Source organism: Pseudomonas sp. H1_D05, from assembly GCF_054682705.1.
Window position 1 is genome coordinate 2,709,240 of sequence record NZ_CP162825.1, and the last position, 13,451, is coordinate 2,722,690.

The 13,451-nt window shown below is 60.7% G+C and carries 10 protein-coding genes; 9 read left to right on the forward strand and 1 reads right to left on the reverse strand.

Annotated elements, in window-relative coordinates; all coding sequences use genetic code 11:
• The 9 genes from AB4O11_RS12115 to AB4O11_RS12155 are packed head-to-tail and all read left to right on the forward strand — an operon-like array spanning position 1 to position 12,833.
• Positions 1–1,059 (forward strand): beta-ketoacyl synthase, encoded by a 1,059-nt coding sequence (locus tag AB4O11_RS12115; RefSeq protein WP_460130737.1) that lies wholly within the window; start codon positions 1–3, stop codon positions 1,057–1,059.
• Positions 1,056–2,351 (forward strand): beta-ketoacyl-[acyl-carrier-protein] synthase family protein, encoded by a 1,296-nt coding sequence (locus tag AB4O11_RS12120; protein ID WP_460130738.1) that lies wholly within the window; start codon positions 1,056–1,058, stop codon positions 2,349–2,351. Before AB4O11_RS12115 ends, AB4O11_RS12120 begins: the two co-directional genes overlap by 4 nt.
• Positions 2,348–3,556: a beta-ketoacyl synthase N-terminal-like domain-containing protein gene (locus tag AB4O11_RS12125; RefSeq protein ID WP_460130739.1), complete on the forward strand. Its 1,209-nt coding sequence runs from the start codon at positions 2,348–2,350 to the stop codon at positions 3,554–3,556. Before AB4O11_RS12120 ends, AB4O11_RS12125 begins: the two co-directional genes overlap by 4 nt.
• Before the next feature lie 54 nt (positions 3,557–3,610).
• Positions 3,611–6,481 (forward strand): aminotransferase class III-fold pyridoxal phosphate-dependent enzyme, encoded by a 2,871-nt coding sequence (locus AB4O11_RS12130; protein ID WP_460130740.1) that lies wholly within the window; start codon positions 3,611–3,613, stop codon positions 6,479–6,481.
• Between the two features lie 9 nt (positions 6,482–6,490).
• Positions 6,491–7,228, forward strand: a complete 738-nt coding sequence (locus tag AB4O11_RS12135) for a 3-oxoacyl-ACP reductase family protein (protein WP_093442345.1) — start codon at positions 6,491–6,493, stop codon at positions 7,226–7,228.
• Complete coding sequence (locus AB4O11_RS12140; protein ID WP_454565773.1) at positions 7,225–7,989, forward strand: SDR family NAD(P)-dependent oxidoreductase; 765 nt, start codon at positions 7,225–7,227, stop codon at positions 7,987–7,989. Before AB4O11_RS12135 ends, AB4O11_RS12140 begins: the two co-directional genes overlap by 4 nt.
• 2 nt (positions 7,990–7,991) lie before the next feature.
• Positions 7,992–9,290, forward strand: coding sequence for a DUF1302 domain-containing protein (locus tag AB4O11_RS12145; RefSeq protein WP_460130742.1), 1,299 nt, complete (start codon positions 7,992–7,994; stop codon positions 9,288–9,290).
• Positions 9,291–9,347: 57 nt separating this feature from the next.
• Positions 9,348–10,184 (forward strand): outer membrane lipoprotein-sorting protein, encoded by an 837-nt coding sequence (locus tag AB4O11_RS12150; protein ID WP_095119577.1) that lies wholly within the window; start codon positions 9,348–9,350, stop codon positions 10,182–10,184.
• 33 nt (positions 10,185–10,217) lie between these two features.
• Entirely contained in the window at positions 10,218–12,833 is a 2,616-nt protein-coding gene (locus tag AB4O11_RS12155; protein ID WP_460130744.1) for an efflux RND transporter permease subunit, read from the forward strand.
• A gap of 69 nt (positions 12,834–12,902) precedes the next feature.
• Here AB4O11_RS12155 and AB4O11_RS12160 read toward each other — a convergent pair whose 3' ends face one another.
• Positions 12,903–13,313: a MerR family transcriptional regulator gene (locus AB4O11_RS12160; protein ID WP_034154373.1), complete on the reverse strand. Its 411-nt coding sequence runs from the start codon at positions 13,311–13,313 to the stop codon at positions 12,903–12,905.
• Positions 13,314–13,451: the final 138 nt, after the last annotated feature.

The window sequence follows — 13,451 nt, forward strand, 5'->3', positions numbered from 1 at the left end:
ATGAACCGAGCCATCTACCTGAATGCCGCTGCGGTGCTGAATGTGGCGGGCAGTGAATGCGCTGACTTGCTCGGCACACCCTGCGCGGCGCAACCGCTGGCCTTTGACGCACAGCGTCAGGCGTTTGCCTTGCCGACGCCGCGACTGGCCAGTGATCTGTTTGATCGCAAGATCCAGCGCAGCGTCGAACCGCAGGGCTTGCGCCTGTTGCATTGCGCCGCACGGCTGGCGCCAGCGCTGGCGGCGCTGCAATTGCCCGCGTCACGCATTGCCCTGACAGCGGCCATTCCTGAAGTCGACGCGCCGAGTCCTTGCTGGGATGCGGTGCAGGCGATCATCGAACAGCCGCAAAAACACCTGGCGCAGTTATTGGCCAACACACCGCCCCTGCATGCGCTGACCCTGCTCAACAGCAGCGTCATGGCCTATGTGGCTGAAGCATTGAATTGCCATGGGCCAATGGGTGGATTTTGTTCTCAGGACAACGCCGGGCTGGATGCGCTGATCGAAGCGTGCCAGCAGATTGGCGAGCGACATGCCGACGCCGTGTTGGTGGTCAGCAGCAGCCCGAACCTGACCCCGGCCCTGTATCTGCGCGAGCCCGATCAGGCGAACGAAGCGATTTTCGGTGAGGGCGCCGCCGCGCTGTTGCTGGCGTCGACACCGCCGCCGGGTGCGGCACACGCCGTGCGCATTGCCGGATTTGCCCGCGGTTACAGCAACGATCCGCAACGCTCTGTGGCGGTGGGTCGGCGCGTCATCGATCAGGTCCTGAGCGTCGAAAAACTGCGGGTCGGCGACGTCGAGCATATCGTCGGCAATTGCGCTGACGGGCAAGTGATGAAGTTGCTCGAAGCTTTCCCGCGCGAGATTCGCAGCACTCGCGCCATGACCGGCGAACTGGGCGCCAGCGGCTTGCTGACAGAGGCCGCACTGACTTTGCATCTCAGCGGTGATACGGCGGCGGCACCGGGTTACACGCTGCTCGTCAGCCACACTCGCGCCGGTCACTGGGGCGCATTGCTGTTGGCCAGTGAAACCATGGAGAAGCACGCATGAGTGCGACACGGATTGTGATCACCGGCATGGGTGCCGTCACCGGTTTCGGTTTCGAATGGCAGACCCTCTGGGAAAAAATGCTCGGCGCCGAACATTGCGTGCGGGCATGGCAGCCGGACGACTTGCAAGAGGCGTCGTTCGCGGTGCGTTATGCCGCGCCTGTCGACATGCGCCTGTTGCCGGAAAAACTGCACAGCCATCCGGCCTGGACGATGCCGCTGGAAAAGCGCAGTCGGTTTGGCTGGGTGGCTGCCACGCAGGCAGTCGGTGACAGCGGCTTGCAGCCAGAACAGTTGCGGGGCGCGGCGGTGCTGTGTGCTTCGGGAGCACCGCAGCACATGCTCGCCGACATGCTGCTGACTGAAGCCCCGAATGGCGGCATCCCGAGTTGGTCGTACCTGATGCCGCGGGCCGGGCAAGTGAATGCCGATGGCTCACTGCGCCAGAGCAGCGATCGTCTGGCGCGGGTAATCGCCGACGACCTGGGCTGTGAAGGACCGGTGATCAATATCAGCAGTGCCTGTGCCGGTGCTTCACAAGCCATTGGCAATGCCTTCCAGATGATTCGTCGCGGAGAAGTCAGCGTAGCGCTGGCGGGTGGCGCCGACTCGGTGCTCAACCTCGACACCATGGCCGCGTTGTATTTACTCGGTGCCGCGTCGGGTGAGCAGCGCTGGGGCGCGGATCTGTGCCGTCCGTTCGATCGTGACCGCAGCGGTCTGATTGCCGGCGAGGGCGGTGGTTTTGTCGTGCTGGAAAGCCTCGAACATGCCTTGGCCCGTGGCGCCACGCCGTATGCCGAGGTGTTGGGTTTCGGCAGCAGTCTGGATGCCTACAAAGTCACCGCACCGCAACCGGAAGGACGCGGTGCGGCACTGGCGATGCAGGCCGCGCTGGATGACGCCGGTTTGCGCGCGCAGCAGATTGATCTGATCAACGCCCACGGCACTTCGACACCGCTCAATGACGTGGCCGAGACCCTGGCGATCAAAAGCGTGTTCGCCGAGCACAAGCATTATCGAACCCTGGCCGTCAGCGCCAACAAATCACAGTTCGGTCACCTGATCGCGGCCGCTGGCGCCCCTGAATGCATCGTCACCGCGTTGGCCTGCCTCAACGATCTGGTCACGCCAACGGTGAACCTGCATGACGCCGACGAACAGTGCGATCTGGATTACTGCGCCGGGCAAGCCGTCAGCCGCCGAGTGGATTACGCGTTGAGCAATTCCTTTGGTTTCGGTGGCCTCAATACCTCGCTGGCCCTTGGCAAATATCGGGAGCATGGAAAATGACTGACGCCACTGTACGTGTCGCGATCGCCGGCAGCGGTTGTGTATTGCCCACCGGCTGGGGCGTTGAGGGTTTCTGGGCGGCGGCCCGCGAAGGGCGCAGCGCAATCTCGCCCCTGAACTCGTCGCTGTTCCGCAGCGAGCGGGTGACTGCGTTCGGGCACATCGCTGATCGAGATCATCAACGTAGCCGTCAGGACGTTGCGCAAAACCTCCAGCGTTACTGCCCGCCGGCGGTGATCTGGGGCGTCAGTGCGGTGCGCCAGGCGTTGGCCGAGGCCGGGCTTGAACCGGGCCGCGACAACGTGCGTTTTGGTCTCTATTGCTGCCAGGGCGGTTACACCCATCCCTCGCTCGCGTCTTACGGTGAACTGCTGCACGAATGTCAGACCGAGAGCGGTGCCGACATGCAGCGTCTGGCCAAACGTGTGTTGCAGGAGCGCGCGCTCGATCCGTTTCTGGTGCTCAAGAGCCTGAGCAACGGTTTGCTCGGCGTCGTCAGTCTGGCCTTGAAGCTTGAGTGCGAATGCAACGCCTACATGCAAGGCGTGGCCGGCAATCTGGCGGCGCTGCGCGAAGCCTGCGCGGCGTTGCAGAGCGGTCGGATCGATGCGGCCATTGTGGTGGGCGCGGGTAGTGAACTGGATCCGCTGGCCCTCGCCGCATTGGCCGAGGTGGGGGTGATCAGCACCGACGGTTCGCCAAGCCTGCGTGCCTTTGATCGCCGGGGCCGTGGCGGCATTGCCGGCGAAGGTGCGGCGGCGCTGGTACTGCGCCGCGCCGATGACCTGCCGGCAGGGCCGCAAACCTGCCTGACAGCACTGTTCGCCCATCCGCGTCTGGACTCGCTGAGCTTGCCGGACAAACAGGTGGATCTGCTGATCAGCAGCGCCACTGGCGATCCGCACAAGGATGCCGATCTGGCCCGCACGCTGGCGCGAACCGGCGCCGCGCACATCACCAGCAGCACGCCGCTGACCGGCATGCTCAGTGGTGCACCGAGCCTGGTTGACCTGATCTTTGCCCGGCTGGCTTTGCAGGCGCAGAGCATCCCGCCGGTCAGTGGCCTGGAGCAACCGCTGGATGCGCATCTGCCGTTCGTTATCGGCGGGCCGCGCGATGCCGTGCTCCACGATTGCCTGGTCATCAACCGCGACGACAACGGTTTTAGCGCCGGTTACCAACTCGAATTTCACGCGGCTGACTGACCGTCGGCACGCAACGAAACGCAGCTGATTTTTTACTCAAGGGATAGAACTGTCATGGATTACCGCGATTACGTACGGCCGAAATTCGTTGAATTGATGCAGGCTCTGGGCCTCGAATGCCAGTTCCACAGAGCGCTGGGCAGCAAACTGTTTTACCGCGACCGCCAGGGCGATGAAGTGACCGTCACCGACTTCCTCGGCGGTTACGGCGCCGCGCTGTATGGCCACAACGATCCGCAATTTGTCGATCAACTCGTCGACCTGCTGCGTGCCGATGTGCCGTTCAATGCGCAGATGTCGGTGCGCGGTGCGGCCGGTCAATTAGGGCGAGAGCTCAGTGAAGCGTTCAACCGTGAGCTGAACAACAGCGAACGCTACATTTCGACCTTCTCCAACAGTGGCGCAGAGTCGGTGGAAATCGCCGTCAAGCACGCCGAATACCGTCGTCAGAAAAACCTGCAGAAGCAATTCGACGAGCGTGATTTCGCCCTCGCCAATCTGGTTGCCAGCGACAAGGCTTACGTCGAACTGGACATCGACGATCTCGATTTGCCCGCCGGTCTGCTGCCGCAGAATCTATCCTGCGTCACCGTGCGCCAAGTGGCCGAAGCGGTGCGTCAGCACAACCTGGCGCAACTGCATGTCGAGCCGGTGTTCCTCGCTGTACGCGGCAGCTTCCACGGCAAACTGGTGAACACCGTTCAGTTGACCTATGGCAAGCAGTACCGCAAGCCGTTCGCCCGTTTCGGCCTCAACGTCGAGTTCATCGACCCGCAGCAACCCCAGCAATTGCAAGAGCTGCCGGCCCGCCACGTGCGTCACTGGCTGAGCCTGGAATGGAGCGGCGAAACCCTGCAGGTTCGCCGTGAGGCGTTCAGTGCGATCACCGCCGTATTACTTGAGCCGATTCAGGGCGAGGGCGGCATCAACGAGTTTGCCAATGAGTTTTATCTGGGCCTGCGGCGTCTGTGCAACGAGCAGCAATGCCCGCTGATCATCGACGAAGTGCAATCGGGTTTCGGCCGCACCGGCACCTTGCTTGGCGCCAGCCATTTCAACTTGCAGGGTGATTACTACTGCCTGTCGAAAGCGCTGGGCGGTGGCCTGATGAAAATCGCCGCGACGGTGATTCGCGCCAGCCACTACGAAAACGATTTCAGCTACATCCACAGTTCGACCTTTGCCGAAGATGACGCGTCCTGCCATATCGCCCTGTCGGCCTTGCGCCGTCTGTTCGAGAACGACAGCGCGATGCTCAAGGACGTGAACAAGAAGGGCGAGTACCTCAAGGCTTCGCTGCTGGAACTCAAAGCAGCGTACCCGGACGTCATCGCCGACGTGCGTGGGCGCGGCTTGCTGCTGGGCTTCGAACTGCACGACCTGACCGGCACCAGTTCACTGGTTCAGGCCTCGGCGCAGTACAACGATGCGCTGGGCTACATCATCGCCGGCTACCTGCTGCAATTCGAATCCCTGCGCGTGGCGCCGTCGGGCAGCAATGCCAATGTGATCCGTCTGGAACCGCCGGTGTGCATCACCTTCGAAGAAATCGACGGCTTGATTGGCTCCTTGCAGAAAGTCTGCGACATGTTGCGCCGCCGCGATGCCTTCCCGCTGGCCGCCGGGGTGTGTGCCGACAGCATCGCTGATGTACCGGCGCGTGAGGTCAGCTTCAAGGAGGCCGAAACCCGCCCAAAGTCTGATGAGAACGTACGCGTGGTGGCCCGCGTGGCGTTCATCAACCATCTGATTGATTCAGACATGCTCAGCGACGTCGATCCTTCACTGTCGACCCTGAGCGCTGAACAGAAACGCGAGTTCATCAAACGCATGGCCCCCGAGCGCCGTGCCGCGCCAATCGGCCCGGTGCAGATTCGCTCGAAACTCGGCACCGCCGTGGAGTTCACCCTGTACCCGCTGTGCATGGATTCCGATGCGATGGCGGCGTACATCGCCAGCGGCGATCTGCAAACCATCCGCGAAGAAGTCGGCAACCGTATCAAGGATGCCCGCGCCGACGGCTACAGCGTCGCCGGGCTGGGCATGTACACCTCGATCGTCACCAACAATTGCCAGGCGCTGCAGATTCCCGACATGGCGCTGACTTCCGGCAACGCGCTGACCATCGGCATGGGCCTGGAAGCTATCGAACAGGGCTGCAAGCAGCAAGGCCTTGAGCTGGGCGAGCAGACCGCTGCAGTGGTCGGTGCCGCCGGCAACATCGCCTCGACCTACGCCTCGCTGCTGTCGACCAGCGTCGAGCACCTGATCCTCATCGGTAGCGGCCGCGACGGTTCCCTGCGTCGTCTGGAAAAAACCGCGCAACAGATTTACGCCGAAGCCGCCCGCGCGATTCTCAAGGGTGTCGCCGAACACGATCGCCTCGCCCGTCGCCTGCAGCAAATTGATGGAATCGATGCGCTGTTGCAGGCCCACGGCAGCAGTGCCGATCTAGGCCTGCGCGTGGCGAAACTGGTCGAAGAACGCCTGGGCGCGAATGCCTTCATCACCGTCAGCAACGATCTTGATGTGCTGAAACAGGCACGCATCGTGCTCTGCGCAGCGAACGCACCGCAGCCGTTTCTCTTTGCCGAACACTTCGCCGAAAACAGCGTGATCTGCGACATCGCCGTGCCGCTGAACGTTGACCAGAACCTCGCTAGCCAACGCTCCGACGTGCTCTACATGCACGGCGGCATCGTGCAGACGCCGCTGGGCGATGGCCTGGTGAAAAACGTTCGCGCCTATCTCAAACAGGGTCAGTTGTACGCGTGCATGGCCGAGTCGGTGCTGATGGGCCTGTCCGGGATGAAACAGCACTACTCCTACGGCGACATCAGCCGCGAGCAAGTGCAGCAGATTCGTGCACTGGCGGCGACTCATGGCTTCAGCCTCGCGCAGTTCAAAACCGACAACTCGCTTTAAGGAACGGTCATGCCGAATAAAGTAGCAGTGGTGACCGGTGGCAGTCGCGGCATCGGTCGGGCGATTGTCCAGACCCTGGCCGGGGCGGGTTATCAGATCGCGTTCAGTTACGTGCGCGATGAAGTCGCGGCGATGGCCTTGCGCGATGAGGTACAGGCGTTGGGCATCGATTGTCTGGCATTGCAGTGCGATGTCAGCAGCGGCGACAGCATCAAGGCGTTTTTCGAACGGGTCGATCAGCATTTTCAGCGTATCGATCTGCTGGTCAACAACGCCGGCATCACCCGTGACGGCTTGCTCGCGACGATGTCGGCGCGCGACCTGGTCGAGGTGATCCAGACCAACCTGATCGGCACGATGCTCTGCTGTCAGCAGGTGGTGCCGGGCATGTTGCGCCAGCGCAGCGGTTGCATCGTCAACATCAGTTCGGTGGCGGCGCAGAAGCCCGGCAAAGGCCAAAGCAACTATGCCGCCGCCAAGGGCGGGGTCGAATCGCTGACCCGTGCCTTGGCGGTGGAGCTGGCGCCGCGCAACATTCGCGTCAACGCGGTCGCCCCGGGCATCGTCAAGACCGAGATGAGTACGGCGCTGATCGGCAGTCAGGAAGAAGAAATCCAGTCGCGTCTGTTGATCAAACGCTACGCCGAACCGGAAGAAATCGCCGAAGCGGTGCTGTACCTCGCCGATCGCGGTTTGTACCTGACCGGGGAGGTCCTGTCGGTCAACGGCGGGTTGAAAATGCCATGAGCCGGACCATTCTGATCACCGGTGCGGCCAAAGGCATCGGCCGCGCGGTTGCCGAGAACTTTGCCGCCGACGCCGACAATCGCCTGATCCTGCTGGATCTCGATCTGGCCGAACTGCAGCGCTGGGTCGATGAGCAACAGGAGCAAATCAAGGCGCGGGTCGAAACCCACGCGGCGAACATTGCCGACCTGCCGGCCATGCAAGCGTTCTTTAAAACCCTCGGTTCGCAAGTCGAATACGTCGATGTGCTGGTCAACAGCGCCGGCATCTGCAACGAGAACGAACCGGAAGATCTGCACAACTGGCACAAGGTGATTTCGGTCAACCTCAATGGCACGTTCTACGTGACCTCGTTGTGTCTGGCGCTGATGCCCGACCGTGGGCGGATCATCAACATGTCGTCGATCCTCGGTCGTGCCGGCAAGGTGCGCAACACCGCGTACTGCGCGTCCAAACACGGCATCGTCGGCATGACCAAGGCGCTGGCGCTGGATCTCGCTTCGCGGCAGATCACCGTCAACGCGATTCTGCCAGCGTGGATCGATACGCCGATGTTGCAGGGTGAACTGGCGACGCAAGCGGCAATTGCCGGTTTGACCCAGGAGCAGATCGTGCGTAACGCGAAGAAGAAACTGCCGATGCGCCGTTTCATCCAGAGCGAAGAAGTCGCGGCGATGGTGCGTTACCTGGCCAGCCCCGAGGCTGGCGGGGTGACCGCGCAGAGTCTGGTGATCGATGGCGGTGTCGGGTTGGGAATGTAGCGATGCTTCGATTTCACAACAGTCACATTGTGGGTGCGGTGTGGGCGTGCATGGCTGCGCCCGCCGCGATGGCCGAATTTACCGTCGCTGATCTGAAGCCCGATTACGCCGACGGAGAAGTCGGCGTGGCCACGGCCATGCGTCTGCACGGCGACGATCAGGTCACGCAAAAAGCCGTGTATTTCAAAGCCAACCTGGAAGACAACTGGGAGGGCGGTTACTACAAGGCCAAGGGTCGCGTGCGTTACGACGCGCGCTATGACGGCAACAATCCGTACAGCGAACGGGCGCGAGACAAGTACCGTTTCGACGCCGATTGGCGGCACCTCTACGTTGGTCATTCGCTGGGTGACGGCGAAGTGACGGTGGGCTGGCAGCAAGTGGTCTGGGGCCGCGCGGATGAATTGCGCGTGCTCGATCAGATCAACCCGCTGGACTATCGCGACGGTCTGACGCCGTTGCTCGAAGACAGCCGCATCGCTGTGCCGATGGTTCGTTTTGCGCAACCGGTGGGCGAGTGGGAACTGGAGGCGCTGTGGATCACTGACTTCGTGAAAAACCAGGCGCCGGTTGAGGGCAGTGAATTTGCCGCACCACTGTTTGCCGCGCCGGACCCGCAGTATTTCCTGCTCGATTCCAAGCCCGGCTATGACGGCGACAAAGGCTATTCCTATGGCCTGAGCGCCAACGGCCGGATCGGCGCGGTGGACACCAGTTTTGTCGCCTTGAGCGCGCGTCAGCAGGACCCGGTGTACGCGGTCGAAGGCCTCGCCGACGACGGTCGCACTCGGCTGGAACGGCAGTTTCCCCGTTACACCATGGGCGGTGCCGGGCTGGCGATCGACGCCGGGCACAGCATCGTGGTGCGCAGTGAGGTCGCGTACTTCGACAACTGGCGCGTGACCAATCCGACGCGTGCCTACGATGCCGACAGCACGCCCATGGTCAAGTCGCTGCTGGGTGTCGACTACCTGTTGCGCGACTGGCTGATCTCCGCGCAATGGCAGGAGCAGGTGTTGCTCGACTGGCAGGACGGCATGTTGCAGGACAAACGCGAACCGCTGTTCACCCTGTCGGCCGAAGGCACCCATTGGCAGGACCGTCTCAAGAGTCGTCTGGTCGCTGCTGCCTCACCACCGTTTCAGGACAACGCATTGCTGCAAGGCATCTTCACCTACAAGCCGGTGGACTACATCAAGCTCGGCCTGGAAGTGGATGTGTTCTTCGGCAAACCCGACAGGTCTTTTGGCGAGTACAGCAAGCGCGATCAAGTGCGGCTGTCGGCCGGTTATCTGTTCTGACCCATCACGCCTGCCGCGCTCGCGCAGGTGCACTCATCCAACGAAAAGGAAGTTGTTATGTTGCCGTTTTTGAAAAGTCTGACCACCGCCGCATTGATCCTCGGTAGCGCCTGCGCCAGTGCCGCCGAGGCTGGCAATGCCGATGAGATCATCCGTCAGGTACGCGATCGCAATGACGGGAACAGCTTCATGTCCCAGGTTTCGCTGATCCTGCATGACAAGAAAGGTAATACCCGGGTTCGCGAGTTCACCTATCTGCAAAAGGATTACCCGGACAGCGACAAGTTCAGCATGTACTTTTCCGCGCCGACTGACGTCCGTGACGTGGCCTTCCACATCGAAAACCCGCACGAAACCCTTGGCCTGGAAGACAGCCAGTGGATGTACCTGCCAGTCAGCCGCCAGACCCGCCGCATCTCCACCACCGACAAGCGTGGCTCGTTCATGGGCAGTGAGTACTCGTACGCCGATCTGGACAAGATCCGCGTCAAAGACTATTCGCAGAAACTCGTCGGCGAAGAACAGATCAAGGGCCGCGACTGCTACGTGATCGAGCGCGAACCGGCGTCCCCCGAAGTGCTGGCCAAGACCGGTTACAACAAGCTGAAGGTGTGGATCGACAAGCAGAATTTCCTGGTCATGCGTCAGGATTTCTTCGACGTAAAAGGTGTATTGATCAAGCAGATGCGCACGCAGAAAGTCGCGACCATCGATTCGATCGACAGCATCGTGCTCAGTGAAACCGAGCACTTCATCGACGGTACGCGTTCGGAAATGCGCTTCAACCAGTTGCAGTACAACGTTTCTCTGGAAGATCGCCTCTTCACCCAGACCGCCATCAAACGCGGGCTGAAAACCGGTGACCTGCCGGAATTTGCCGTGTCTGCCCGCTAAGCGCCGACCCCGACGACCTGGAACCGCATGATCATGGAAAGATATCTGAATTTCGTCGAGCGCTATGCGCGGGCGATTGTTTTCCTGCTGGTGGCGATTACGGCGTATTTCACTTATACGCTGGGCGCGCTGGTGTCCGACACCAACCCTTATCTGCTCAAGGAAAGCCACCCGGCGCGCAAGACCATCATCGATTTGCAGGGTGAATTCACCGGCACGTTCGACTCGGTCATGGTGGCGCTGAACAACCCGCAAACGGTGTTCAACAAATCGACGCTCAACGCACTGTTTTCGATGTCGCAATCAGTGCGCAAGATGATTCTGGCCAACGATGCCGACAAGGAGCAGTTGGCACAGATCGTCGCCCGGCATGCAGACGACAGCCGTGCGCAGTTGTTGACCCGGGACATTCTCGAGGGTGGCTTTTCGCAGAACGATTACGCTAACGCCAAGGCCTTGCGTGATCATGCCCAGAGTCAAAACTGGGATTCCCATGATCAGCTGTTCCTGACATTTCTCGCCGAGCGGATCAACCCGATCCGCGAAATGGCCTCGATGGGCGACCTGGAAAACATCGTCCTGACCGACGACGGCGAGCTGTTGATCCACAAAACCCTGAATGCCTATGACATGGACCCGGCGCTGGTCGAGTCGCAGATCATGGGCAACGAATTGATGGTCGACGGGGTGGTGTCCAAGGACAAGAAAGTCGCGATGCTGGTGGCCGAACTTGGCACCAAGCAGGACGACGCTCAGGCGCAATTGCGCGCCTATCAGATCGTGCGCGGCATCGTCGCGCAATATCAGGCCGAACACCCGGAGTACAAGGACGAAATCTTCATTGCCGGCATGCCGATCTTCATCGCCGCGCAGCAGGAGATCATCGATCATGACCTGGCCGTGCTGTTTCCGATCGTGTTTTTGCTGATTACCTTGCTGCTGATTTTCTTCTTCCGCAAACCACTGGGCGTGCTGCTGCCGCTGTTCAACATTCTGTTCTGCACCATCTGGACCTTGGGCCTGATGGCGCTGTTGCGGGTGCCGTTCGACCTGTTGACCAGTGTGCTGCCGGTGTTCCTCTTCACCATTTGCTGCTCCGATGCGATCCACGTGATGGCTGAATATTACGAGCAGAAAAACGCGGGCAAGAGCAATCGTGAGGCCAACCGTGAAACCCAGCGTCTGATGGTGGTGCCGGTGGTGTTGACGACCGTGACGACCATCGCCACGTTCATGATTTCCACCACCAACAACATTGTCAGCATCCGCAATTTCGGCGTGTTCATGTCGATCGGTCTGACGGCAGCGTTAATCATTTCGCTGCTGCTGATTCCGGCGTGGATCGCGATCTGGGGCAAGGATCAGCCGCAGCAGGCCAAGGCTGAAGTACACAAGGAATCGATCATCTCGCGGTATCTGGTGGCGTTCTGTGCCTGGATGATCCGCTTTCGCAAACCGATCCTGATGGTCATTCTGCCGCTGCTGGCACTGGCTACCGTGTTCACCTTCCGCGTCGATATCGAAGACTCCGGCATTGCTTACTTCAAGCCTGAGAGCCACATTCGCGTGTCCGATCAGTTCATCAACCACGCCAAAGTAGCGGGCACGGCGCCGGGCTGGATCGCGATCGACAGCAAAGAGCCGCGCGGCGTGCTGACCACCGAAGTGGTGCAGTTCATCGACAAGCTCGACCACTTCATCAAGCAGCAACCGAACGTCAGTTACGGCTACTCGCTGGCCACGTACGTCAAGCGCATGAACCTGGTGCTCAACGACATGAACCCGGAGTATCTGCGGGTGCCGAATGCCGTGGAGAAGGTCACCTCGGTCAATGACGACGGGCAGGTCGAGCAGTTTGAAGTGCCGGGCAATTCGCTGATCGAACAGCACGTGATGCTGTTCGAAAACGGTGGCGGTTCGGACCTGAACAACGTGCTCAACGCCGATTTCTCCAAGGCCTTGACCCTGTACACCATGACCTCGTCCGTCGCCAGCGACTATCAGGGCATGCTCGATCGCCTCGATGCCTGGTTGCTGGTGAATAAACCGGCCAACCTGGAAGTGACCCACGCCGGCACGCCGTTGATCTGGACCGGGGTGTTGCAGGAAATCACTCAGGGCCAGGTGCTGAGTTTTTCCCTGGCCTTGCTGGTCGTCACGCTGATGATGATGTACTGGCTCAAATCGGTGCGCCTCGGTGTGCTCGGCATGCTGACCTTGCTGACCACGTCGGTGACGGTCTATGGCTTCATGTTCCTGTTCGGCATTGAGCTGAACATCGGCACGACGCTGGTGACGTTCCTGGTGGTCGGCGTGGTGGATTACGCGGTGCACCTGCTGTCGCGCATCAAGTTGCTGGTGCAGCAGGGCATTGAGATCGACGCGGCTATTTTGCAGGCGATGCACAGCGTTGGCCGCTCGACGGTGATCAACGTGGTGATCTTCTCCGTAGGCTTCATGGCGCTGCTGTTTTCCGACTTCAAGCCGATTGTCGATCTCGGCGCACTGGTGGCGATGGCGCTGTTTTCCAGCGGGGTCATGACCATTGTCCTGGTAACACTGGTATCGCCGTGGTTCTTTGCGGCGATTGCGCCGGTGCATGCGCCGGCCCCAGCACTGCGCACAGAGGGGGAGCCGGTGCCGGGCTGATTCGCCAACGTGCGTGCGCGCCTGCCCTGAGACGGCAGGCGAGTCTGCTCATGCGGCGCAGCAGGGTTTTCAGTTCAGTGTATTGACCGGGTTTTTTTCGCCATAGCGGGCGATGCGCTCGAACTGACATTCCTGGCGGGCGTCGTTGAGGTTGTGTTCAAACGCCTCAAGGCCATCATGCAATTGCTGCAAATCGCCGATCTGGGTCACCAGTTCGGCTTTTTTTTCGGCAATGGCTCGTTGCGCCATGTCCCACGGGAATTCGTCGCCGCGGTAGTTGTTGAGGATCACCTGCAGCTCTTTGAGCTTGAAGCCCAGTTGCTGGGCGCACTTGATGAACGTCAACACTTCGACACTTTGCTGGCTGTAGATACGGTATTTGCCTTCACGCTTGGGCTCGGGCAACAGGCCGATTTCTTCGTAATGGCGAATGCTTTTGACTGTGGTGCCCGACAGCTGGGCGGCTTTGCCGATATACATAAGGTCCGTCTCGATGGTCAAACATAGCGTAGCGCGATCGGGCGTCATGCCGGATCGGCGGCGATTATATGTCCAATACCATCTGAAAATGGCAACTGCGCGTAAATGACGTGCACAGGCGACGGACGGGCTCGTGGA